The 24,149-nt window shown below is 65.8% G+C and carries 22 protein-coding genes and 1 tRNA gene; 15 read left to right on the top strand and 8 right to left on the bottom strand.

What is annotated here, in order from left to right; all coding sequences use genetic code 11:
* The 3 genes from mutY to mutM all read right to left on the bottom strand — a co-directional run.
* A partial coding sequence (mutY, locus tag VFW84_RS01765) for an A/G-specific adenine glycosylase (protein WP_329678711.1) occupies window positions 1–847 on the bottom strand: 847 nt, incomplete at its 3' end.
* A 23-nt stretch (window positions 848–870) separates the two neighbouring features.
* Entirely contained in the window at window positions 871–2,931 is a 2,061-nt protein-coding gene (locus VFW84_RS01770; protein WP_329678712.1) for a dynamin family protein, read from the bottom strand.
* Window positions 2,932–3,016: 85 nt separating this feature from the next.
* Window positions 3,017–3,859: a bifunctional DNA-formamidopyrimidine glycosylase/DNA-(apurinic or apyrimidinic site) lyase gene (gene mutM, locus VFW84_RS01775; RefSeq protein ID WP_329678713.1), complete on the bottom strand. Its 843-nt coding sequence runs from the start codon at window positions 3,857–3,859 to the stop codon at window positions 3,017–3,019.
* Window positions 3,860–4,011: 152 nt separating this feature from the next.
* On the opposite strand from mutM, the gene VFW84_RS01780 reads away from it, so the two are divergent.
* The 8 genes from VFW84_RS01780 to VFW84_RS01815 all read left to right on the top strand — a co-directional run bounded on the left by VFW84_RS01780 (window position 4,012) and on the right by VFW84_RS01815 (window position 10,621).
* The gene (locus tag VFW84_RS01780) at window positions 4,012–5,853 is read left to right on the top strand and encodes a tetratricopeptide repeat protein (RefSeq protein ID WP_329678714.1); all 1,842 of its coding nucleotides are present in this window, start codon (window positions 4,012–4,014) and stop codon (window positions 5,851–5,853) included.
* Window positions 5,850–6,440, top strand: coding sequence for an outer membrane lipoprotein LolB (locus tag VFW84_RS01785; protein WP_329678715.1), 591 nt, complete (start codon window positions 5,850–5,852; stop codon window positions 6,438–6,440). The genes VFW84_RS01780 and VFW84_RS01785 overlap by 4 nt, the downstream gene beginning before the upstream one ends.
* Before the next feature lie 29 nt (window positions 6,441–6,469).
* A complete protein-coding gene (gene ispE, locus VFW84_RS01790; protein WP_329678716.1) occupies window positions 6,470–7,348 on the top strand; it encodes a 4-(cytidine 5'-diphospho)-2-C-methyl-D-erythritol kinase in 879 nt (292 codons plus the stop codon).
* Window positions 7,349–7,455: 107 nt separating this feature from the next.
* Window positions 7,456–7,532 (top strand) — tRNA-Gln (locus tag VFW84_RS01795).
* A 123-nt stretch (window positions 7,533–7,655) separates the two neighbouring features.
* Window positions 7,656–8,618 (top strand): ribose-phosphate pyrophosphokinase, encoded by a 963-nt coding sequence (locus tag VFW84_RS01800; RefSeq protein ID WP_329678717.1) that lies wholly within the window; start codon window positions 7,656–7,658, stop codon window positions 8,616–8,618.
* Between the two features lie 81 nt (window positions 8,619–8,699).
* Window positions 8,700–9,320, top strand: a complete 621-nt coding sequence (locus VFW84_RS01805) for a 50S ribosomal protein L25/general stress protein Ctc (RefSeq protein WP_329678718.1) — start codon at window positions 8,700–8,702, stop codon at window positions 9,318–9,320.
* A 99-nt stretch (window positions 9,321–9,419) separates the two neighbouring features.
* On the top strand, window positions 9,420–10,055 hold the full coding sequence (pth, locus tag VFW84_RS01810) for an aminoacyl-tRNA hydrolase (protein WP_329678719.1): 636 nt from the start codon (window positions 9,420–9,422) through the stop codon (window positions 10,053–10,055).
* An 83-nt stretch (window positions 10,056–10,138) separates the two neighbouring features.
* Window positions 10,139–10,621 (top strand): hypothetical protein, encoded by a 483-nt coding sequence (locus VFW84_RS01815; protein WP_329678720.1) that lies wholly within the window; start codon window positions 10,139–10,141, stop codon window positions 10,619–10,621.
* Here the strand turns inward: VFW84_RS01815 and VFW84_RS01820 are convergent.
* From VFW84_RS01820 to rsmD, 3 genes are read right to left on the bottom strand one after another with little or no spacing between them, the layout of a single operon-like run.
* Window positions 10,588–10,881 (bottom strand): YfhL family 4Fe-4S dicluster ferredoxin, encoded by a 294-nt coding sequence (locus tag VFW84_RS01820; protein WP_329678721.1) that lies wholly within the window; start codon window positions 10,879–10,881, stop codon window positions 10,588–10,590. The genes VFW84_RS01815 and VFW84_RS01820 overlap by 34 nt on opposite strands.
* A 10-nt stretch (window positions 10,882–10,891) precedes the next feature.
* Complete coding sequence (coaD, locus tag VFW84_RS01825) at window positions 10,892–11,389, bottom strand: pantetheine-phosphate adenylyltransferase (RefSeq protein WP_329678722.1); 498 nt, start codon at window positions 11,387–11,389, stop codon at window positions 10,892–10,894.
* A gap of 51 nt (window positions 11,390–11,440) precedes the next feature.
* A complete protein-coding gene (gene rsmD, locus VFW84_RS01830; RefSeq protein ID WP_329678723.1) occupies window positions 11,441–12,136 on the bottom strand; it encodes a 16S rRNA (guanine(966)-N(2))-methyltransferase RsmD in 696 nt (231 codons plus the stop codon).
* Between the two features lie 61 nt (window positions 12,137–12,197).
* Between rsmD and ftsY the strand changes: the two genes are divergently transcribed.
* Window positions 12,198–13,328 carry a signal recognition particle-docking protein FtsY gene (gene ftsY / locus VFW84_RS01835; protein ID WP_329678724.1) on the top strand — a complete coding sequence of 377 codons (1,131 nt, stop codon included), beginning with the start codon at window positions 12,198–12,200 and terminating at the stop codon, window positions 13,326–13,328.
* Between the two features lie 22 nt (window positions 13,329–13,350).
* Here ftsY and VFW84_RS01840 read toward each other — a convergent pair whose 3' ends face one another.
* Window positions 13,351–14,145 carry a DUF2726 domain-containing protein gene (locus VFW84_RS01840; RefSeq protein WP_329678725.1) on the bottom strand — a complete coding sequence of 265 codons (795 nt, stop codon included), beginning with the start codon at window positions 14,143–14,145 and terminating at the stop codon, window positions 13,351–13,353.
* Between the two features lie 57 nt (window positions 14,146–14,202).
* Window positions 14,203–15,567, bottom strand: a complete 1,365-nt coding sequence (ffh, locus tag VFW84_RS01845; RefSeq protein ID WP_329678726.1) for a signal recognition particle protein — start codon at window positions 15,565–15,567, stop codon at window positions 14,203–14,205.
* Between the two features lie 64 nt (window positions 15,568–15,631).
* Here ffh and VFW84_RS01850 point away from each other — a divergent pair, with 64 nt between their 5' ends.
* The 6 genes from VFW84_RS01850 (at window position 15,632) to VFW84_RS01875 (ending at window position 24,035) form a co-directional block, all read left to right on the top strand.
* Entirely contained in the window at window positions 15,632–16,498 is an 867-nt protein-coding gene (locus tag VFW84_RS01850) for a cytochrome C assembly family protein (RefSeq protein ID WP_329678727.1), read from the top strand.
* 18 nt (window positions 16,499–16,516) lie between these two features.
* Window positions 16,517–16,783, top strand: a complete 267-nt coding sequence (locus VFW84_RS01855) for a PP0621 family protein (RefSeq protein WP_329678728.1) — start codon at window positions 16,517–16,519, stop codon at window positions 16,781–16,783.
* Between the two features lie 6 nt (window positions 16,784–16,789).
* The gene (locus VFW84_RS01860; RefSeq protein ID WP_329678729.1) at window positions 16,790–18,640 is read left to right on the top strand and encodes a sensor histidine kinase; all 1,851 of its coding nucleotides are present in this window, start codon (window positions 16,790–16,792) and stop codon (window positions 18,638–18,640) included.
* On the top strand, window positions 18,637–20,280 hold the full coding sequence (locus VFW84_RS01865) for a sigma-54 dependent transcriptional regulator (protein WP_329678730.1): 1,644 nt from the start codon (window positions 18,637–18,639) through the stop codon (window positions 20,278–20,280). The genes VFW84_RS01860 and VFW84_RS01865 overlap by 4 nt, the downstream gene beginning before the upstream one ends.
* Window positions 20,277–20,870 carry a 1,6-anhydro-N-acetylmuramyl-L-alanine amidase AmpD gene (gene ampD, locus VFW84_RS01870; RefSeq protein ID WP_329678731.1) on the top strand — a complete coding sequence of 198 codons (594 nt, stop codon included), beginning with the start codon at window positions 20,277–20,279 and terminating at the stop codon, window positions 20,868–20,870. The genes VFW84_RS01865 and ampD overlap by 4 nt, the downstream gene beginning before the upstream one ends.
* A 270-nt stretch (window positions 20,871–21,140) precedes the next feature.
* A complete protein-coding gene (locus VFW84_RS01875; protein ID WP_329678732.1) occupies window positions 21,141–24,035 on the top strand; it encodes a ribonucleoside-diphosphate reductase subunit alpha in 2,895 nt (964 codons plus the stop codon).
* Window positions 24,036–24,149 lie beyond the last annotated feature (114 nt).

Genomic DNA, 24,149 nt, shown 5'->3' on the forward strand with positions numbered 1-24,149 from the left:
CCGACACCACCCGTGAGACCGCAGCTTCGTCTTCCAGCAAAGGCAAGGTCCACAAACCCGCCCACACCCCGGTCTCGGGGCGCTGTGTCAGCCAGATGTGCCCCTCGTGCTCCAGCCACAGCCACCAGTTCTCACGCTGGCTGCGCTTGAGCTTGCGTGTCTTGACCGGATAGGCTTCGGGCGTGCCTTCGATCCGTGCGCGACAGCATGCCGCCCACGGACACACCAGACAGGAGGGCTTGCGCGGTGTGCACACCGTGGCGCCCAGATCCATCAGCCCTTGCGTGTAGGCGGGCATGTCGCCAGCCTGCTCAGGCACCAGCCGCGCCGCGGCCTGCCACAGCGCCCGCTCGTGGGCAGCCACGGACAGATCCTCGCCCCAGGCCAGCACCCGCCCCAGCACACGCTTGACATTGCCATCCATGATGGAGATGCGCTCATGAAAGCAGAAGGCCGCGATGGCCGAGGCCGTGGAGGGCCCGATGCCCGGCAAGGACTGCAAGGACTGCGCATCACCAGGGAAGACGCCGCCATGCAAGTCCACCACCGCCTGCGCACAACGATGCAGATTGCGCGCCCGGCTGTAGTAGCCCAGCCCGCTCCACAGCGTCAGCACCTCGTCCAGCGGTGCGGCAGCCAGGGCCGCCACATCCGGGAATCGGGCCAGAAATCGGTCGTAATAACCCAGCACCGTGCTGACCTGGGTCTGCTGCAGCATGATCTCGGACAGCCAGACACGGTAGGGATCGCGCGTGCCCTGCCAGGGCAGATGGTGCCGCCCCTGCGCACGCTGCCACTGCACCAGCGCAGGCGCGAGATCACACGCCAGCGCATCGGCTGAGCGCATCAGCCGATCAGACGCCGACACGGTCATGAGGAGGCCGACGGATCGAGGGAGACCGGCAAGGCCTTGAAGGTCATCAGCCCGGGCACGGCCACCGAGGTCTCGAAACTCGGCTCGGTGGGTACAGCTGCGGGGGCTGCCACCGTGTCACGGCGCTCCGGCACCATCGTGTCACTGGACGCTTGCGCCACCAGCTCATCGATCAGGGTCGCCAGACGGGTCTGCAACTGCAGCACGCGCTCATCTTGCGCCTGCACCTCCTGCAAACGAACATCGAGCTCATTGGAGGCTGACTGGATCCGGTCCAGCGACTCATAACGCCGCTTGAAGTTGCGACGCCGCTCGCGCAACTGGCTGTCCACCTGAGCAGACGCCGTCTTGTTCCACAACTCGATGTCATTGCTCACGGTCTCGAAGACCACCCGCAGACGCGAGATCAGCATGCGGCGGAACTGCTCCTGAAAGCCGGGTTGCGCCAACCGGAAGGCCTGCCCCAGGCCCAGGTACTGCACGTAATTGCGCTCGATCAGGTCGAGGTCATCGAGGTACTTGCGCACATCGATGGGAGGGTCGGCCGCCAGGCTGAAACCAAATTCGGCATTGAGCTTGACAAACGAGGCCTGCAGCATCGAATGGATTTCTTCATTGCTCGACTGGGACTGCTCGATCAGTTGACGCAGGCGCGCGCACAGTTCGATGAAGGCCTTCTTGGCCCCCAGTGGCAACCAGGAACCACCCAGCACCTGCTGCAGGACATCGACCTCCTGGCGCAAGCGCTCGGACGACAGGTCACGCAGCAACTCCTTGAGCATGCGGGCGTGAACGCTGCGCATGGCGGTCAGGCGGGCCGTGCATTGCTCAAACTCGGTGGCCTCGGCCTGCACGCGCTGCAACATCAGTTGCACCTTGCCACTGCTCTTGCCGCGCAGACCGCGCAATTCCTGCATCTGCTCGGCGTACTGCCGACGCAGCTCGCCAAAGCGACGCGTCAGCTGATGCTGCAGCGCACGGGCGCCGTCGATGGCCCCCTGGGCCAGGGTCTCGCGCCGACGCGGCAACAAACCCTCGGACAGCGCCTCTTCAAACGCCGGCAGACGGCTGGCAGCCAGCCCGACGGGGTCGCCATGCAGGCGCGCGGCCAGGGCCTGGCGCGCCGAAATCGGGAACACATGGTCGACCGGGATCTCCAGCGTGTGCGCCACGCTGTCGCACTGCCGTGCGATGGTCTCGTGGACCTGTTCCGGGGTGCTCAGCGGATCGGCCAGGGCATCGATCTTGTTGAGCGCCACAAAGCGGGCCAGAGCGGGGCCGGACAGGTGGTCCTTCCAGATGCTCAGATCCGAGCGAGTCACCCCGGTGTCCGCGCCCAGAATGAACACCGTCGCATGCGCCTGAGGCAGCAGACCCAGGGTCAGTTCGGGCTCGGTGCCGATGGCATTCAGGCCCGGGGTGTCCAGCACCACCAGACCGCGCTTGAGCAAGGGGTGCGGCAGATTGATCCGCGCGTGTCGCCACTGCGGGATCTCGACAAAGCCGTCGCTGCTCAACGGGGGGTTGTCATCGGGACGCTCCGGATCCCAGAAACCCAGTTGCATGGCCTCGTCCACGCTGACGTGGCGCGTGCGCATGACCTCGGCCAACGCCTGGGCCATGCCATCGGGGTTGGTCAGATCCAGCTCGATCAGGGTCCAGGCCGAGGGCATGCGGCGGAACTCGACCAGCGAGGTCGGCTCCAGGCGAGTGTCGATCGGCAGCAGGCTCAGGCCCACCGGATCGTCTGCGTCATACCCCAGCTCGACCGGGCACATGGTGGTGCGCCCCGCCGAGGCCGGCATCATCCGCCGCCCCTTGTCCGAGAAGAAGATGGCGTTGATCAGTTCGGACTTGCCGCGCGAGAACTCCGCCACGAAAGCCACCATGAGCTTTTCGCCGGACAGGCGGTAGCGCATGGCCTCGAACCATTCGGACAGGCCATCGTCGAGCAGGTCGTGCTCGCGCACGAAGCGCGCCAGATCGGCAAGGCGGGCATCGGTGGCAAGGCGCCACTGTCCCAGGGCGTCGAGGTGACTGGCAAAAGTAGGCATCATCGTCGTTGCATCCTAGCTCATCGCCGGGCCGGCCAAGAGAGGAAAAATGAGCGGTCCATGGCTCAAAAGTGCCACAAAAGGTATCTCAGCGACGCTGACAGCGTGGACAAAAGAAGGTGGAGCGCTGCCCCTGCACCAGCCGGCGGATGGGTGTGCAGCAGGTCCGGCAGGGCTGCCCCTCCCGGTCGTAGACCCGGGTCGTCAGTTGGAAATGCCCCTGCTGGCCCTGCGCATTGCGGAAATCCTTGAGGCTCGAGCCGCCCGCCTGAACGGCCTCCGCCAGCACCTCGCGTACCACCGCCACCAGGCGGGCGCAGCGGCGTGGCCCGACACGGTCGGCCGGTGTCGCGGGATGAATGCCCGCGCGAAACAAGGCCTCGCTCGCATAGATATTGCCCACCCCCACCACGATGTCGCCCGCCAGCAACGCCTGTTTGATGGACACACGTCGCCCCACCAGGCCTGCGCGCAGATGCTCGGGCGTCCATGCATCGGAAAAGGGCTCGACGCCCAGACCCGCCAGCAAGCGCCCCACCAGCCCCTGATCCTGCGCCTCGCCCCAGACCACGGCACCGAAACGGCGGGGATCGTGCAGCCGCAGACAGCCCTCCGTTGTGACCAGGTCGACATGGTCATGCGGCCCGGCCTGGGCGGGCTTCGCCTCGAAGGACAAGGAGCCGGACATCCCCAGATGGATCAGCAAGCCCCCGGGCACCCCGCCAGACTCAGGCCCCTCAGGCGCCGACAGCGGCAGCCAGAGATATTTGCCGCGACGCGACACCGCCCCCACCACCCGGCCACACAAGGCCTGGGGATCGCAACCCATGGGCCAACGCAAGGGCTTGCCCACACGCGCCGCCAGCACCCGGGAACCAATGATGGGTGCCAGACTCAGACGTGTCACTTCAACTTCAGGCAACTCGGGCATGCACCCACTCCATCCTCTGTGGTCGATCCAGGCTGCGCCATCATCGCTCACAAGCCATCACAAAAAGAAGATCTGGGGTGCGAAGCTTGATCAACACCCCCCTCGCAAGTCGTTCAGCCTTGCCTAGAATGCACTGCATAGATGGAGTGTTCATGCACCTTCGCCCCCTCGCGCGCCTGACCGCGCCCTCGCCCGCCCTGGCCCGACTCACCCAGTTCGCGGTCGTGGCCGCATGCCTGCTGATCGCCCAGGCCTCGATGCATGGCCTGGCCCATGCGCAGACCCCTCCACCGCCAGAAGCCTCGGCGCCCGCTGCGGCACCGGCCAGTCCGTCAGCCAAGGTGATCAACAACTCGGCCATGGATGCCGAGCTGTTCTACCAGATCCTGCTCAGCGAGCTGCACCTGCGCCAGAACGACCCGGGCTATGCCTACCAGGTCTATCTGGAAGTGGCGCGTCAACACCGCCACAGTCAATTGTTCCAGCGCAGCGTCGAGATCGCCCTGTCGGCGCGGGCCGGCGAACAGGCGCTGGCGGCCGCCCGCTCCTGGCACACGGCCCTGCCCCAGGACCGACAGGCTTCAGAGTACACCGCCCAGATCCTCATGGCCCTGGGTCGCAGCAGCGATCTCGCCGAACCCCTGAAAAGCCTGATCACCCTGGCACCTCAGCCACAGCAGGCGCAGATCATCGCCACCCTGCCTCGCTCGCTCAGTCGGCTGAGCGACCGCAAGGCCGCCGCCACCGTGGTGGACGACGTCACCGAGTCCTGGCGGACCCCCTTGCCCGGGCTGGCAGAAGCCTGGGCCGCCAGCAGCGAAGCCTGGCTCGGCGCAGGAGACCCCGCCAAGGCACTGGAGCGCCTGCGGCGCGCCCACACGGCCAACCCGCATCTGCTCAATGTGGGCCTGCTGGCCATCGATCTGATGGCACACGATCCGACGACGGAGACCATCGTCAAGCAGCAACTGGCCCGACAGGACACCGCGGTCCTGCGGCTGGCCTACGCACGCAAACTCGTGACCCTGCAACGTCTGGCCGACGCCGCCATCCAGCTCGATGCCATCCTGGTGCAACAACCCGACAACGCCCTGGCGTGGCTGACCCTGGGCGCCGTGCGCACCGAGCTCAAGCAACTCGATGCGGCAGAGCAGGCCATCCGTCGCTTCATCGCGCTGGCGACCGCACAGGACGCGGCGCCCAAAGACGACGTCACCGCTCAGCCGCTCGACATCAGCCAGGGTTACCTGCGCATGGCGCAGATCAGCGAACTGCGCAAACAACCCGCGCAATCCGACGAATGGCTGCGCAAGGCTGACCCCAGCAACGAGAAGCTCAGCATCCAGATTGCCCGCGCACGCCTGATGGGCTCGCAGGGCAAGCTCGCCGAAGCACGCGCCCTGATCCGCGCAGTCCCCGAGACGGAGCCTCGCGACGCGCTGCTCAAGATCAATGCCGAAGCGCAGCTGCTGCGCGACAGCCGACAACTGGAAGCCGCAGCCAAGCTGCTGGCCGAAGCCAGCCAGCGCTTCCCGGACGACAGCGAGTTGCTGTACGACCGGGCCATGCTAGCCGACGCACTCAAGCACTACGCCGAGTCGGAAGCCCTGCTACGCCAGGTCATCGCCCTGCGCCCGGACCACCCGCACGCCTACAACGCCTTGGGCTACAGCCTGACCGACCGAGGCATCCGGCTGGATGAGGCCCGCACCCTGATCCAGAAGGCACTGTCCCTGCGCCCGGGCGACCCCTTCATCACCGACAGCCTGGGCTGGCTGGAGTTCCGCGCCGGCAAGCCCGAAGAGGCCCTCAAATGGCTGCGACAGGCCTACGCCGGCCGAGCCGACAGCGAGATCGCGGCTCACCTGGGCGAGGTCTTGTGGTCCATGGGTCAACGCGATGAAGCCCTGCGCATCTGGCGCGAAGGGCTGAACCACGACCCGGGCAACGACACCCTGCAAAGCACCATCAAGCGACTGCAGGCGCAACCGTGAAGTCTCTGTCGATCATCCTCGTGGCCACCACCCTGGCCACGGGCTGCACCACGCTGACGCCGCGCCCTGTCCCTGCGGAAGACGGCACCTCCGCCAACTCACGCGAACAAACGTCCGAGGGCCGCTGGAGCGGACACCTCAGCCTCAAGCTGGCCCCCTTCGGCGCGGACGGTGCCAAAGGCGCGAGCCTGAGCTTCGACCTGCAAGGACAGGCGCGGCAAGGCGCGCTGGATCTGTCCACTCCGCTGGGCACGCTGGTGGCCTCGGTCCGCTGGACACCCTCACAGGCGGCGCTGCACACCAGCGATGGCCAAGCCACCTACGCCTCGCTGGACGAGTTGATCACACAGGTGCTGGGCGAGCCCCTGCCGGTGCAAGCCCTGATGAGCTGGCTGACCGGGCAACCCGATGCCGGCCAGCCCTTCATCGCCCTGCCCCCGGAAGCAGGACAGACCGCCTCACCCGGTTTTGAACAGGCCGGCTGGCGTGTCGACACCACGGCCCTGCCAGAGGGCATCCTGAGCGCCCAACGCCCGGGCAACGACCGCCAGCGCGGCGCCACCCTGCGCCTGCGGCTGGACCGCTGATTCCCTCGTCGCTTCCACCGATCGCCCTCATGCCCAGCCTGCACGACCTGCGCGCCCCCGCCAAGCTCAATCTGTTCCTGCACGTCACGGGGCGCCGTGCGGACGGCTACCACCTGCTGCAATCGGTCTTTGTGCTGATCGACTGGGCCGACACGCTGCACATCGACACGCGCCAGGACGGGCGCCTGCTGCGCCACGACCTGGGTCCCGCCCTGCCCGAGGACGACCTGTGCCTGAGAGCGGCCCGGCTGCTGCAGCAGGAAAGCGCCTGCGCGCTGGGCGCCGACATCCACATCGACAAGCAGGTGCCCTGGGGCGCCGGCATGGGCGGGGGCAGCTCGGACGCGGCCACGGTGCTTCTGGCCCTCAATGAACTGTGGGGCCTGCACTGGCCCCAGGCACGCCTGGAAGCCCTGGGCCTGCGCCTGGGCGCCGATGTGCCCTTCTTCGTGCGGGGACAGCACGCCTGGGTCGAGGGTGTGGGTGAGCAGATCACCCCGATCGCGTTGCCCGATGACGTCCTGCGCACCCCTCTGGCCGTGCTCAAGCCCCCTGTGGCTGTGCCCACCGCTGCGATTTTTGGGAGCGACAGGCTCCAACGCAACACAGCGTGTGCTACAGTTGCGGCCTTTCTTGCAGCGCCCAGGCGCTTCGGACACAACGATCTGCAGGAGCCTGCCAAGGCTTACAGCGATCAGGTGGTCCAGGCGCTTGAGATCATGCAAGACCGCTTCGGCAACAGCCGAATGACCGGATCGGGCAGTGCGGTGTTTTCGTGGGTCGAACCCGACAACATCCACCAGCCGCCAGCGATCTTGTCCTTCAGCCCCGCCGATGTCGGTCTGGCAGATCCCACATGGGTCGGTCGACTCTGTCGCCTGCTGCCAGGCAGCGTAAAAAATGTTTGAAAATTTTTTACAACACCCGGCAGAGACAGAAAAAACCGACATATAATGTGAGGCTCACGCAGATGACCGGTTACGGTCTTGCTCTGGCAACAGAGACAGACCTGTGTAGGGGAGTCGCCAAGTTGGTTAAGGCATCGGATTTTGATTCCGACATACGAGGGTTCGAATCCTTCCTCCCCTGCCAACACTACGCGCCGGTCCGTTCTGCTTGAACAAACAGTCTCTCCGATTCAAAAAACACGCTGTGCCGCCCTTTGATCTTCGTGATCATTCCTTGGGCGGCATTGGTTTTTTCTGAGTTTGCCGCATGCTCTCTGACACCGTCGTGTTCACCGGCAACGCCAATCCGGCGTTGGCCCAGGAAATCGTTACCCACCTCGGCTTGTCGCTGGGCAAGGCGGCCGTCGGCCGCTTTTCCGACGGCGAAACCACGGTGGAGATCCAGCAGAACGTGCGGGGTCGCGAAGTCTTCGTGGTCCAGCCCACCTGCGCGCCCACCAACGACAACCTGATGGAACTGCTGATCATGGTCGACGCGCTCAAGCGCGCTTCCGCTCAGCGCATCACGGCCGTCATCCCCTACTTCGGCTATGCCCGCCAGGACCGCCGTCCTCGCTCGACCCGTGTGGCCATCTCGGCCCGCGTCGTGGCCGACATGCTCGAGACCGTGGGAGTCGAGCGCGTCCTGACCATGGACCTGCACGCCGACCAGATCCAGGGCTTCTTCCGCATCCCGGTCGACAACATCTACGCCTCGCCCGTGCTGCTGTCGGACCTGCAGTCCAAGCGCTACGAAGACCTCGTGGTGGTGTCGCCCGACGTCGGTGGCGTGGTGCGCGCACGCGCCCTGGCCAAGCAGCTCGGCTGTGACCTGGCCATCATCGACAAGCGTCGCCCCAAGGCCAACGTCTCTGAAGTGATGCACGTCATCGGCGAGATCGACGGCCGCAACTGCGTGGTCATGGACGACATGATCGACACCGCCGGCACCCTGGTCAAGGCTGCCGAAGTGCTCAAGGAGCGCGGCGCCAAGAGCGTGTACGCCTACTGCACGCACGCTGTGTTCTCGGGTCCTGCCATCGAGCGCATCAAGGGCTCGCACCTCGACGAGGTGGTGATCACCAACACCATCCCGATGAACGACGCGGCCAAGGGCACCTCCAAGATCCGTCAGCTCTCGACCGCCTTCCTGTTTGCCGAAACCATCCGTCGGATCACCGATGGCGATTCGGTGACCTCCCTTTTCTCGGAACAGAACAACAACTTCTGATCCGTTTCACCGGCCCGACCGTCATACGTCGGGCTTTTTCTCAAGCGCCTGGTCGCGGGCGCTTCACTTTTGGAGTCATCCATGAAATTCACCGCTTTTGAGCGTAGCCTGCAGGGGACCGGAGCGAGCCGCCGCCTGCGTATCGCCGGCAAGGTGCCCGGCATTGTTTATGGCGCCGGCGAGCCCAAGCTGATCGAACTCGATCACAACGCGCTGTACCACGCCATGCGCAAGGAAGCCTTCCACTCTTCCATCCTCGAGATGGATCTGGGCGGCAAGGCAGAGAAGGTCCTGCTGCGCGACTACCAGGTTCACCCCTACAAGCAGCAAGTGCTGCACGTGGACTTCCAGCGCATCGACGCCACCACCAAGATCCACAAGAAGATCCCCCTGCACTTCATCAACGAAGCTGAAGCGCCTGCCGTCAAGCTCGACAAGTGCATCATCAACCACGTGGTCTCCGAACTCGAGATCGAGTGCCTGGCCGAGAAGCTGCCTGAGCACCTGACCGTGGATCTGGGCGCCCTGACGCGCGGCCAGTCGCTGCACGTGGACGATCTGAAGCTGGACGCCGGCATGAAGGTGCTGACCCACGGCCGCAAGAACCCCGTCATCGCCACCGTGGTGGAGCCTGTGGTCGAAGAGATCATCGTCGCCCCCGTGGCCGCCGAACCCGCCAAGGGCAAGAAGGGCAAGAAGTAATTCTTTGCTTCGCGCCGAGAAGCCTTCGGGTTTCCAGTCAAGCCCCGCTTTGGCGGGGCTTTTCTTTTGGCAAGAACGCCCTCACCATTCGACACCATCATGATCCGATTGTTTGTAGGCCTGGGCAACCCGGGCACCGAATACGAAGACACCCGCCACAACGCGGGCTTCTGGTACATCGACCATCTGGCACGTCGCCTGAACGTGAATCTGGCGATGGACCGCGCCTACCATGGCTTTGTCGGTCGGGCCAATCTGCCCGGTGGCCCCGTGTGGCTGCTGCAACCCCAGACCTACATGAACCTCTCGGGCAAGTCCGTGGCCTCGCTGGCACGCTTTTTCAAGATCGCGCCCGAGAACATCCTCGTGGCCCATGATGAACTCGACATGCTGCCCGGCCAGGTCAAGCTCAAGCAAGGCGGTGGCCATGCCGGCCACAACGGCCTGCGAGACACCCATGCGCAACTGGGCTCACCCAATTACTGGCGGCTGCGCCTGGGCATCGGCCATCCCGGGGTGAAGTCCGAGGTGGCGGCCTATGTGCTGCGCAAACCGCCCCTGAGCGAGCGGGAGTTGATCGAGCAGAGCATCGACAAGGCCCTGTCGGCCACCAAGGCCCTGCTGAGCGGCGACATGGCCAAGGCCACCGCCGCCATCCATGCTGGCGCGCAGCGCCCCAAACCGCCCCGCCCGGCGGCCACCCCCCCACAGGAGCCACCCGCCCCCAAGGTTTGACCCCATCGACCCGAGCTGACCAGGGGGGCCACCCATGAGCGCCCCGGCCAGCATCGGACTGCACACACATCAGGGAGATTCACATGACACCACGCCACATGGCGCTGGCGGCGGCCATCATGGCCTTGCAGGCCGCCGCGCTCTACCTCATCAGCTCGTCCAGCGGCCATGCCGGCACGGTGTACCGGTGCGGTACGCTCTATCAGGCGCAACCCTGCGCTGGCCAGGACTCCCACGCACTCCAGGTCGATGACACACGCGAGGCCCTGCAGGTGAAGCAGGCACAGGCCTCGATGCAACAACAGCAGCGCTGGTTGACGCAGACGGAAAAATCCAATCGGGCCTGGGCCCGCCGCATGGCACGCCAACAGGCGTCGGCCGTGGCCCTGAGTTGCATCGAAACGGGGCAGCGGCCCTTTGAGGGCTGCAAAGCCCAGACCAGCGCCCGAGGTGCGCAGACCCGCCCGCACCCGCCACGTCAACGCCGCCAACCGGGTGCAGAGCGCCCCTTCGTGGCCCGCGTGCCGGACACTCAGCTCGTGGGTGTCTCCAGCTCGGTACGCTGAGCGGCCTCCCGAGCGCGGGCTTGCAACTGATGGTACTTGTCCATCAGTTGCTCGGGTGTCTCCACATGCAGCGGGTCCTTGGGGATGCATTCCACCGGGCAGACCTGCACGCACTGCGGCTCGCCAAAGTGCCCCACACACTCGGTGCACTTATTGGGGTCGATCACATAGATCTCGGGCCCCATCGAGATGGCCTGGTTGGGGCACTCGGGTTCACAGACATCGCAGTTGATGCACTCGTCGGTGATTTTCAATGCCATGGCATGGACCTCAGCGACGGGCCACGCGCGCCTTCAGGCGCTCGAGCACCGACGGCGCCACAAACTTCGACACATCGCCACCCAGCATCGCGATCTCGCGCACAAAGGTGCCCGACACGAACTGGTACTGATCCGATGGCGTCATGAACACCGTCTCGACCTGCGGCATGAGATGACGATTCATGCCCGCCATCTGGAACTCGTACTCGAAGTCACTGACGGCGCGCAGGCCACGCACGACCACCTTGCCCTGGTGCCCCACCACAAAATCACTCAGCAGCCCTTCAAAAGCCACCACTTCCACATTGGGGTGGGGAAGCGCCAGCTCCTGCGCCATGGCCAGGCGCTCGTCCAGACTGAACAAGGTCTTCTTGTGGTGTCCGGCCGCCACCGCCAGGATCAGACGCCCGAACAGCTGACTGGCACGCGCCATCAGATCGGCGTGCCCCAGGGTCATGGGGTCAAAGGTGCCGGGGTAGACAGCGGTCAGGGGGGTCGTGGCGGTCAAGGCAATCGCTCCGGGATGATCGGATGGGTTGATGGGCGCAAGTGTACGGGCTCAGGCTGGCGTTGCTGGCGCGGTGGCCTGGGCACCCATGCGCTGAATCAGGTGATAGTGCACGGCACCCGCCCGCCCCTGACGATGCAGGCGCAAATCTGGCGGCAGGGGGCGAGTGGCCACACCCTCACTCCCAGCATCGCCGTAGGCATGGGAGGCCTCCAGATAGATCCACCCGCCCACCGGCACGCAGGCAGCGGCCCGTGTCAGGGCCAGATCAAAGAGGTCGTCGTCAAAAGGGGGGTCCAGCAGGATCAGGTCAAAGCGCCCGGTGGCCTGTTCACGGGCACAGCGCTGCATCCAGCTCAGGGCATCGTCCTGCAGCACCCGCGCCTCGGTCAGCTTGAGTCGGCTGACCGTGGCACGCAGATGCTGCGCCAGTGGCCCTTCACGTTCGATCAGGACGACCTCCTGCGCTCCGCGTGAGGCGGCCTCCAGCCCCAGGGCCCCGGAGCCCGCAAAGGCATCGAGCACACGCCAGCCGGTCAGATCCTGGCCCAGCCAGTTGAACAAGGTCTCGCGCACCCGAGCGGGCGTGGGCCGCAGCCCCGGCCAGGTCGGCACGCTCAAGGGGGTGCGCTTGAGCCGCCCACCGATGAGGCGCACCTCCTGCGGCGCACTGCGCGCCACGGCCTGGGCCGCGCGCGCGGGCGCCCCAGGCTGAGCGGGAGGTGTTCGGTCGGAGCGGCGACTCATGGGCAACAGACGCAAGGAAACTGAGAGCGGCGATTGTAGTGGGGCCCCTACAATCGGGGCCATGTTCAGTTTCATCAAAAAGAAGCTGGGCTGGGGTCAGACCCCGGCACCAGCAACGCCCGAGCCTGAGGTCCCCGGCAGCGCCAGCCCCACTGTGGCTGCGCCCGAGGCCGTGGCAGCCCCCACCGCCTCGCCCGCCCCTGCCTCCCCGAGCCCGGCCCACGAGGCCTCGCCCTCGCTGAGCGCCACCACCCCGGAGACGCAGAGCAAGTCGACCGACCGCCGCTCCTGGCTGGATCGCCTCAAGAGCGGGCTGCGCAAGACGGGCTCGTCCATCGCCCAGGTGTTCACCGGCACGCAGATCGACGACGCACTCTACGAAGAGCTCGAAGCCGCCCTGCTCATGGCCGACGCAGGCGTGTCCGCAACGGAGCACCTGCTGAGCGACCTCAAGCGCCGCGTCAAGGAGCACAAGGCCACCACGCCCGACGGGGTCAAGGCACTGCTGATCGATGCCATTGCCGAATTGCTCGCCCCGCTGGAGAAGTCCCTGGTCGTGGGACAGCACACCCCCACGGTGATCATGGTCGCGGGCGTCAACGGCGCGGGCAAGACCACCTCGATCGGCAAACTCACCCGACACCTCTCCGAACACGGCGCCAGCGTCCTCCTGGCTGCGGCCGACACCTTCCGCGCGGCGGCTCGCGAGCAACTGGCCGTCTGGGCCGATCGCAACCGCGTGCAGATCGTCAGCCAGGAAGGGGGCGATCCAGCGGCCGTGACCTTCGACGCCGTGACCGCTGGCAAAGCCCGTGGTTGCGATGTGGTGATCGCCGACACCGCGGGCCGGCTGGCCACGCAATTGCACCTGATGGAAGAGTTGCGCAAGATCCACCGGGTCATCGGCAAGGCCATGGATGGCGCCCCCCACGAGGTCTTGCTCGTGGTCGATGGCAACACGGGCCAGAACGCACTCGCCCAGGTCAAGGCCTTCGATGACACGCTGGGCCTGACCGGCCTGATCGTGACCAAGCTGGACGGCACCGCCAAAGGCGGCGTGCTGGCTGCGATCGCGCTGTGGTCACGCCAGCGCGGCACGCCAGTGCCGGTCTACTTCATCGGGGTGGGCGAAGGGCTGGAAGATCTGCAGACCTTCAATGCGCGGGAGTTCGCGCGCGCACTGCTCGAGTGATCGAACCCGGTGGTCCGCGGGTTCAGCGGGCCTGAACGCGAGCGTGCTCGTCCAGCGGCATGGCGCCTGAGGACGGCTGGGCCGACTCGAACCACATGGACATGCGACGCGATGCCGGCCCATCCTCGTCAGCGGTCTGATCCAGATCGAAGTCCACCGGCGTCTCGTTCACCGCCAGACCGTCAAGCCCCCGCCCGCCACCGGGCAACGGTGGTGCCTTGGCGCGCGCTGCGGTGTCCACCAGCGTGGCGCCCGACTTGGTGGTGAAGACCACGGCCGCACCCAGAATGGTTTCCCGAGCCACGGCCGGGCCGGGCAAGGCCCCATCCAGCCAGACATGCACAGGGATGTTGGCGGCAGCCAGAACACGGTCCATGCGATCGTGGCGACGTTGAGCGCGCTCCTTGGCCCGCCCCATGGGCTGACGGACCTCGACCACCGCCACCACTTGCGACTGGCTGTCGCAGATGACCAGGTCGGCACACAGCGCCCCCACTCGGCGCATCCACTCAGCGTAGGAGTTGCGGGTGGGCACCTTCAAGAAGCGCGCCAGGGGCACCTGCGCCAGGATCATGTGCTCTGGCAAGGCGCGACGAAGGGTGTGGTAGGCCTCACGCTCAGGGGTCGAGAGCACCCGCGTGGCGGTGGGCTCCCAGGAGGTGACGGTGTCAAGTTCTTCCGCCTGGGCCTGCTTGCCGCGACCGTGATGGAGCCGGCGAGCCTGTTGCCGACGGCGCCACAGCACCGCCAACCCGATCATCAGGACCAGGAAAAGCATCAGCACCGGCAAGTAAGGGGCAAGGAGTTCCAAGGACATCTCGCGATTGGCTCAATCAAGGCTCACCACACTAACAGCACAAGGGGTCCGAATCAATCAACGAAGACCCGGAAAGCCGCCCTTCATGCCCCCCATGCGCTTCATCATCTTGAACAGGCCGCCACCCTTCATCTTCTTCATCATGGACTGCATCTGCTCGAACTGGTTGAGCAGGCGGTTGACCTCCTGCACCTGCACGCCAGCGCCTGCCGCGATGCGGCGCTTGCGACTGGCCTTGATCAGGTCGGGCTTTTTGCGCTCCAGCGGCGTCATGGCGTTGATGATGCCCTCCATGCGACGCACATCGCGCTCGGCCTTGTCCATGTCGGCCTGACCGGCCTTGGCCGCCATCTCGGCGGGCAACTTGTCAATCAGGGTGGACAGCCCACCCATCTTCTTCATCTGCGAGATCTGGGACAGAAAGTCATTGAGGTCGAAATCGGCACCGGACTTGACCTTCTCGGCCAGCTTCTGGGCGGCCTCGATGTCCACGCCCTTTTGCACCTCTTCGACCAGGGCCACGATGTCGCCCATGCCCAACACGCGACCGGCGTGACGCTCGGCGTCGAACACCTCCAGACCGTCGATCTTCTCGGAGACCCCGGCGAACTTGATCGGCGCCCCGGCGATCTGGCGCACGGACAGCGCCGCACCGCCGCGCGAATCGCCGTCCATCTTGGTCAGCACCACGCCGGTCAGCGGCAGCGCCTCCTTGAAGGCCTTGGCCACATTGACCGCATCCTGCCCCTGCATGGCATCCACCACGAACAGGGTTTCGATGGGGTTGAGCGTGGCGTGCAGGTCCTTGATCTCGGCCATCAAGGCCTCGTCAATCGCCAGACGGCCGGCCGTGTCGACCAGCAGCACGTCAAAGTAATGCCGTCGCGCGTGGTCCAGTGCCGCCAGCGCAATGTCATGGGGCTTCTGGTCGGGCTGAGAGGGGAACCACTCTGCGCCGGCCTGACCCGTCACGGTCTTGAGCTGCTCGATGGCCGCGGGGCGGTAAACGTCCGCCGAGACCGTGAGCACCTTCTTCTTGCGTTTTTCGATCAGGTGCTTGGCCAGCTTGGCCGTCGTCGTGGTCTTGCCCGAACCCTGCAGGCCCGACATCAGGATCACGGCGGGCGGCTGGGTGGACAGATTGAGGTCCGCCACGCCATCGCCCATGGTGGCCGCCAGCTCCTTGTGCACGATGCTGACGAGCACCTGGCCTGGCGTGAGCGAGCCCACGACCTCCTGGCCCAGGGACTTGTCCTTGACGCGGGCAATGAAGTCCCGCACCACGGGCAGGGCCACGTCGGCTTCGAGCAGGGCCATGCGCACTTCGCGCAACATGTCCTGAACATTGGATTCGCTGATGCGGGACTGGCCGCGCATGCTCTTGACGAGGCGGCTGAGTCGGTCGGTAAGGGTCGAGGCCATGAACTGTTTCAAGTAAGGGCTGGGCACCACGAACACCGGGTGCCAACAACCGTACACTGTCTGGATGATTCTATCGTCCGCCCTGCTCTCTCCCCTGGCCACCCTTGTGGCCAGTGGTGCTTATGCGCTGGCGGCCCTGTGGCCACAGCGTCGCCCCCCGTCCGACGACCCCTCTTCCCGCTCGTCTCCCGCGCCTGCCGTCGAGGGACCAGACGCTGCCTGGTGGCTGGTAGCCCTGGGCTGGCTGGCCCAGGCCGTGGCCATCTGCGCCGATGCCGTGGACTGGTCCGCCACACCGTTGCGGGCCCGCTTCGGCTTTGCACCGGCCTTGTCCGTCACGCTCTGGTTCGTGCTGGCCGTCTATGCGCTCGAACGTCTGCGCCTGCAATCCCATGTGGTGCGCCGGGTGCTGGCCGCGCTGGCTGCCGGCAGCGTGGTGCTGGCCTGGCTGTTTCCAGGGCAGCTCCACCCCCGCATGGGCCATGGCCTGACACCACTGCACTGGGTCATGGGCCTGGCTTCCTATGGACTGTTCGGGGCCGCCCTGCTGCACGCCACCTTCATGCGCCTGGCAGAACGACGCCTGCGACACCGCAGTGCCCCCGGCCACCTGCAGGGCACCGGCATTCCCTTGCTGAGGCTGGAATCGCTCACGCTGCGCTTTGTGTCGGCGGGCTTCGTGATGCTGACGCTCACCCTGATGGCCGGTGCCTGGTTTGCCCAGCCCTGGCGCTGGGATCACAAGACCGTGCTGTCGGTGATGGCCTGGGCCGTGTTCGCCGTGCTGCTGGCTGGCCGCCACTGGCTGGGCTGGCGCGGCCGCACCGCCATCGGCTGGCTGTACGCCGGCTCGGCGCTCCTGTTGCTGGCCTATGTCGGTTCGCGCTTCGTGCTCGAAGTGCTGCTGCACCGTGCGCCCCCTGTTGCCTGACGTTCTGGACCTGCCACCATGGCCCGATATCTGCTGTTTGCCCTGCTGGCCTTTGTGGCCTGGCTGCTGCTCAAGCGCACGATCTCATCGTCGAACACCCGCGGCGACCGTGAGCAGCCTCCCTCACCCTCGCCACCCGCAGAAGGCGCTCAGAACATGGTGCCCTGCGCCCACTGCGGCGTGCACCTGCCGGCGTCCGAGGCGGTCTGCCGCGACACGCCGCAAGGGCGTGAGTACTACTGCGGCCAGGAACACCTCCAACGAGGCCCGAGCCGCTCACGCTGAAGGCCCATGACCCGCAGCCATCGCACCGCCACCACCCGAGGCAGCACGCGCAGCACCTTGCGCGGCGCGGATGACCAGAGCACCCGGCCCGCAGACAGCCAGGCGTCGTGGTTTGGCGCAGAAGACCCTGTCGATCTGATCGGACCTCCCTCCGACCTGCCTGGCATCGCGTCGGACCCGTCGGCCTACATCCGTCTGTATCGGGCCTTTCTGGCCGCACGCGCCGCCGTGGGCCTCATCGTCGTCGCGGGCATCGCCACCTCCACCTTGTTGGAGCGTGGTGAATTCAATCCCCAACTGATGGCCGTGGCCTCGGTCTATGCCGTCCTGGCGGTCGTCTGGTGGTGGTGGCCCTCACAGCGCACCCTGAGAGGCTCCGGAGAGCTGGGGCTCTCGTCCCGGCAGTCTCTGGCCACCGTGGGTGTGGATCTGGTGTTCTTCGGGCTGCTCAACCAGCTTGACAGGAACATCAACATCAACCCAGCAGCCCTGATGGCCTTGCCCGTGCTCATGGCCTCGGTGCTCATGCCGCGCTTCATGGCCCTGGGGGCCGCCGCTGCGGCCACCCTGATCCTGCTGGGAACCGCCATTGTCGACAACCTGCTGCGCAACAACCTGGGCAGCTCCCTGCCCTCCGCGGGCCTGACCGGCTTCGGCCTGTTCGCTGTGGCCCTGGTGGTCAGCGAGCTGTCCTCGCGTCTGGCACGAGAGCAACGCAGTGCCCGCGGCAATATGGCCCTGGCACGCCAGCAGGCACAACTCAACCGCCTGGTGATCGACGAAATGCCCGAAGGCGTGTTGGTGGTCGATCGACAAGGTCAGGTGCGCACCGCCAACCCATCGGCACGCAAACTGCTGTCGGCCCATGGCCACACAGCACCCGCCCCCTTCCAGTTGCGAGGGGTGCCCGCCTGGGCGCCCCTGGTCAAGACCATCGAAGAGGCCTTCGCCGGCACAAGGCGGCTGCACGACGACAGCCGGGAGATCCTCCTGACCTTCGACGACCAGACCCGACGCGGTCTGCGCCTGCGACTCAAGTTCACCCGCAGCCGCCACCAGCAGCACCACGACGATGTCTGCGTGGTCTTTCTGGAGGATCTGCGACTGATCCATGCCCGCGCCCGTCAGGACAAGCTCGCGGCCATGGGTCGCATGTCGGCCGGGGTGGCCCATGAGATCCGCAACCCTCTGGCCGCCATTGCCCAGGCCAATGCCCTGCTGGCCGAAGACGCTACCCAGCCCACGCAGCAGCGCCTGACCACCATGGTGGCCGACAATGTCGAGCGCCTCAAACGCATCGTCGACGACATCCTGACGGTCGCCCCGGGCCTGCGCCCGCCCTCGCCCGCCATCGACCTGGAAACCGTGCTGCGCGCCCTGATCGACGAATGGCAGGGCTTGCACCCCCAGGTCCGTGCAGGACAACTGCTCAAGCTGGACCTGCATGGCCTGCCGCCACGCGAGCTGGGCCCCCCCGCCATGGTCCGCTTCGAGCCCGATCACCTGCGCCGCGTGATGGTCAATCTGCTGGACAACGCCCTGCGACATGGCAGTGGTCACACGGAGTCCATCGTGGTCAGCGCGCAGTGGATCGGCAACCCGGACACAGTCCCCCAGATCATGGTGTCCGTGTTCAGCGATGGCACCCCCATGGCCACCGACGTCGAACGCTCATTGTTTGAACCGTTTTTCTCCACCCGCAGCCGCGGCACTGGCCTGGGCCTGTACATTTGCCGAGAGTTGTGCGAGCAGCATGGCGCGACGATCGACTACCGCAGCCACCCGCCCACGCAGAAACACCGCACCGAGTTCTACATCCTGATGCCTGTGGCCGAACCCAACAGCCCGCTGCCATGAACACGCCCGCCTCATCCCTTCGCCTGCTGGTGGTCGATGACGAGCCCGATCTGCGGACCTTGTACGAGCTGACCCTGCTGCGCGAGGGCTACCACGTTGAAACCGCCTCCTGCGTCGACGATGCCTGCCTGACCCTCGACGAACACGCTTTCGACGCCGTCATCACCGACATGCGCCTGCCCGATGGCAGCGGTCTGGACGTGCTCCGGCACATCGAGACACAAGGACGCGGCACCAAGGCCATCGTGATCACGGCCTACGGCTCGGCCGAGAATGCTGTCGAGGCGCTCAAGATGGGCGCCTTCGACTACCTGACCAAGCCCGTCGACCTCAAGCAGTTCCGCACGGCCGTGGCATCGGCACTGGCCTCGGCGGGACAAGCCACGCCGGTGCTCAAGGACCTCTCAGCCCTGCGACGCGCCGACGCCACCCGTGCGGCCAGCGCCGAACGCGACAGTCAACGGGACGCCGCGCTCGACACCACCGCAGCCACCACGCCAACGCCGACACCGACACCGCCCACCGTACCCAGTGCTGCCATGGCCCGGCTGGTGGGTCAGTCGCGCGCGATCCAGGAGGTGCGCGACCTGATCGAGAAAGTGGCTCGCAGCATGGCGCCCGTGCTGCTCTGGGGCGAATCGGGCACCGGCAAGGAGCTGGTCGCGCGCGCCATCCATGATGTCAGCGTGCGCCGAGATCGTCCCTTCGTGGCCGTCAACTGCGGCGCCATTCCAGAGCAGTTGCTGGAAGCCGAGTTCTTTGGTTACCGCAAGGGCGCCTTCACCGGCGCCCATGATGACCGCGAAGGTTTCTTCCAGGCCGCCCAGGGCGGCACATTGTTTCTCGACGAGATCGGCGATCTGCCCCTGTCCATGCAGTCCAAGCTGCTGCGCGCCATTCAGGAGCGTGCCGTGCGCCCCGTGGGCGCCGTGGCGGAAGTGCCCGTGGACGTGCGCATCATCAGCGCCTCGCACAAGGACCTCGGTCACGAGGTCAGCGTCGGCCACTTCCGTCAGGATCTGTTCTACCGCCTCAATGTGATCCTGATCACCCTGCCGGCCCTGCGCGACCGCCTGGACGACCTGCCCCTGATCTGCGATCAGGTGCTGCGCCGCATCGCCCAGGAATCGGGCCAGACCCAGGTGCCCATCCTGCAGCCCTCGGCCGAACGCGCCCTGCAGCATTACGCCTTCCCCGGCAATGTGCGCGAACTGGAAAACATCCTGCAACGCGCAGTGGCCCTGAGCGGCGGCGACGAAATCGAGGCCGACGATCTGGCGCTGGCTGGCCGAGCTGGCAGCAGCCCCAGCACCTCGTCCGCCCCGCTGCCCCTGGTGCCCGAGAGCTCCCCCTTCCTGCCCACGACACCACGCACACCCATCCCTCTCCCCGAGTCTGCCGCCAGCCCCTGCCTGCCATCCGATCTTGTCAGCCACCTGGATCAGATCGAGCGAGACATCCTGGTGCGGGCGCTTGAAAAACATCGACTCAACCGCACAGCCGCAGGCGCCAGCCTCGGACTGTCCTTGCGACAGATGCGCTACCGCATGGCCCGACTGGGTGTGCAAGTCACCGGCGATGGCGTGGAAATCGGTGAGCGCTTCGATCCGGATCTGCCCGATCCCGACCACCCGGCATGAGTGGGCCCGAGCACCCGGACTGGTCGGCGGGCTGGTGGGCACAAGCCCGGCATGTGCACTCGCCCAACTTCGGCCCTCGACCGCTTGATGCGGCCATCACCCTGGCCGTGATCCATTCCATCAGCCTGCCACCCGGTGAATATGGGGGCCCGGAGATCGAGCAGTTGTTCACCAACCAGCTCGACTGGTCGGCCCACCCCTACTTCGAGCAGATCCGCGGCCTGGAGGTGTCCTCCCACTTCGTGATCCGCCGCGACGGCGAGGTCGTGCAGTTCGTCTCGGTGCTCGACCGCGCATGGCATGCCGGTCGCTCCTCCTGGCTGGGGCGGGACAACTGCAACGACTACGGCGTGGGCATCGAACTCGAAGGCCTGGAAGATCACCCCTTCGAACAGGCGCAATACCTGGCCCTGACTTCCCTGCTCCAGGCGCTGCGGCAGACCTGCCCGCTCACCCATGTCGCAGGCCATGAGCACGTGGCGCCAGGGCGCAAGAAAGACCCCGGCCAGGCCTTTGACTGGGCAGGCCTGCAGCGGATGTTGGATTGGCCCGACACCGCGTTCCCGTCAGGGTTGTTGCCCTCGACCTGAGCCGCGACAAGGCCCTGTTCACGGGCAGGAACAAAGGCCGCGATGCCGGTCTACCCTGGCTTGCCCCATCAGCATTTTCCCTCTTTGACCCCTTGAACGTGGGGGACAGGGAAAAACACGCTATAGTCGAGCCCAGACACTACAGGTAGTGCTTCACCAGCCAAAAAACACCACATCTAGTGTCTGCAGCATTTGCGCCAAACAGGCGCTCCGATGTGCCTCACAGCCCCGCGCAGCTTGAACCGGGGCTGTTTTCTCGAAGGGATTCCCATGCAATCGACCACGACCAGCGCCCCCTCCTCCCAGGCTTTCACGCCGACCGGCCTGAGCGCCGACCAGGGCGCACCCGCCCGCCAGACGGCCTACGCCAACTACCAGATCATCCGACGCAATGGCGCGGTCGTGTCCTTCGAACCCAGCAAGATCGCCGTGGCCCTCATGAAGGCCTTCCTGGCCGTGCATGGCACCCAGGGTGCGGCCTCCGCCAGCGTGCGTGAAGTGGTCGATGGTCTGACCGAAAACGTGGTCCGCGCCCTGATGCGCTCGCGCCCCGCAGGCGGCACCTTCCACATCGAAGACGTGCAGGACCAGGTCGAGCTGGGCCTGATGCGCAGCGGCCACCATGAAGTCGCACGGGCCTACGTGCTGTACCGCGAGCGCCGCACGCAAGAGCGAGCCAAGCAGGCCGAGACCCAGCAGGCCCAGGCCCAGCCCACCCTGACCGTGATCGATCGCGGTCAGCGCGTGCCCCTGGACCTGGCAGCGCTCAAGGCCCTGATCGAATCGTCCTGCGAAGGGCTGGGCAACGATGTCCAGGCCGCCCCCATCCTGGCCGAGACCCAACGCAATCTGTATGACGGCGTCTCCATCGACGAGGTCTACAAGGCCGCCATCCTGGCCGCCCGCACCCGCATCGAGCACGACCCGGCCTACACCCGCGCCACCGCCCGCCTGCTGATGCACACCATCCGCCGCGAGATCCTGGGCGAAGAAGTCACGCATGCCGCCATGGCCACGCGTTACGCCGAGTACTTCCCCACCTTCATCAAGCGCGGCATTGAAGCCGAACTGCTCGACGAGCGCCTGGCCCAGTACGACCTGGCCCGCCTGGGCGCGGCCATGAAGCACGAGCGCGACCTGAACTTCGACTACCTGGGCCTGCAGACCCTGTACGACCGCTACTTCCTGCACGTGCATGGCGAACGCATCGAGATGCCCCAGGCCTTCTTCATGCGCGTGGCCATGGGTCTGGCCCTCAATGAAATCGACCGCGAAGCGCGCGCCATCGAGTTCTATGAAGTCCTGTCCTCCTTCGACTTCATGTCCTCCACCCCGACGCTGTTCAATTCCGGCACCCGCCGCTCGCAGCTGTCGAGCTGTTACCTGACCACGGTGCCCGACGACCTCGAAGGCATCTACGAAGCTCTCAAGGAAAACGCCCTGCTGTCCAAATTCGCCGGCGGCCTGGGCAACGACTGGACCCCGGTGCGCGCCCTGGGCTCGCACATCAAGGGCACCAACGGCAAGTCGCAAGGCGTGGTTCCCTTCCTCAAAGTGGTCAACGACACGGCCGTGGCCGTGAACCAGGGCGGCAAGCGCAAGGGCGCCGTCTGCGCCTACCTGGAATCCTGGCACCTGGACATCGAAGAGTTCCTGGAGCTGCGCAAGAACACCGGTGATGACCGCCGTCGCACCCACGACATGAACACCGCCAACTGGATCCCCGACCTGTTCATGCGTCGCGTGATGGAAGGTGGCGACTGGACCTTGTTCTCGCCCTCGACCTGCATCGACCTGCACGACAAGTTCGGCATCGCCTTTGAAGAAGCCTATGTGGCCTACGAGGCCAAGGCCGACCGCGGCGAGATCAAGCCCTTCAAGCGCATCAAGGCCGTGGACCTGTGGCGCAAGATGCTGTCGATGCTGTTCGAAACCGGCCACCCCTGGATCACCTTCAAGGATGCCTGCAACGTGCGCTCGCCCCAGCAGCACGTCGGTGTGGTGCACTCCTCCAACCTGTGCACCGAGATCACGCTCAACACGAATGGGGGCGAGATCGCCGTGTGCAACCTCGGCTCGGTCAACTTGTCCCAGCACATCAAGGACGGCGGCATCGACCACGACAAGCTCAAAAAGACGGTCACCACGGCGATGCGCATGCTCGACAACGTGATCGACATCAACTACTACGCCGTCAAGAAGGCACGCGACTCCAACCTGCGTCACCGCCCCGTGGGCCTGGGCATCATGGCCTTCCAGGATGCGCTCTACCAGCTGCGCACGCCCTATGCCAGCCAGGAAGCCGTCGAGTTCGCCGACCGCTCCATGGAAGCCGTCTGCTACTACGCCTACTGGGCTTCGACCGAACTGGCGCAGGAGCGTGGCCGCTACTCCAGCTACCGTGGCTCGCTGTGGGACCGCGGCATCCTGCCCATCGACTCGCTCAAGCTGCTGGCTGAACAACGTGGTGGCTACGTCGAAGTCGATACCTCGACCTCGATGGACTGGGACAGTCTGCGCGCTCGCATCGCCACCCACGGCATGCGCAACTCCAACTGCGTGGCCATCGCCCCCACCGCCACCATCTCCAACATCATCGGCGTGGATGCCTCGATCGAGCCCTGCTTCGGCAACCTCTCGGTCAAGTCCAACCTGTCGGGCGAGTTCACCGTGATCAACGAGTACCTCGTGCGTGATCTCAAGAAGCTGGGCCTGTGGGACGACGTGATGGTCATGGACCTCAAGCACTTCGATGGTTCGCTGCGTCGCATCGACCGCGTGCCCGAAGAGCTCAAGGCCCTGTACGCCACGGCCTTCGAAGTCGAGCCGGTGTGGCTGGTCGAAGCCGCATCGCGTCGCCAGAAGTGGATTGATCAGGCCCAGTCGCTCAACATCTACATGGCCGGCGCATCGGGCAAGAAGCTCGATGAGACCTACAAGCTCGCATGGGTGCGTGGTCTCAAGACCACCTACTACCTGCGCACGGTGGGCGCCACACATGCAGAGAAGTCCACGGTCTCGCGCGGCCAGCTCAACGCTGTGTCCTCGGGCTCGACTTCGATGGCTGCTGCACCGCAAGCCAGCGCGGATGCCTTGAGCGCAGAGCCGGCCACCGACATCAAGTTCTGCTCGATCGACAACCCTGACTGCGAAGCCTGTCAGTGATGAGCACGAGGCCTCCACGATGAGGCCTCGTTGCTCATCAAGTGCTTCACCGATCCGTTGATCAACACCACTCTTCACGACTTGATCGATATTTCGATGCACGCCCGCAACAAA

The sequence above is a fragment of the Aquabacterium sp. genome (genome assembly GCF_036279655.1).
GTDB lineage: Bacteria > Pseudomonadota > Gammaproteobacteria > Burkholderiales > Burkholderiaceae_C > Aquabacterium.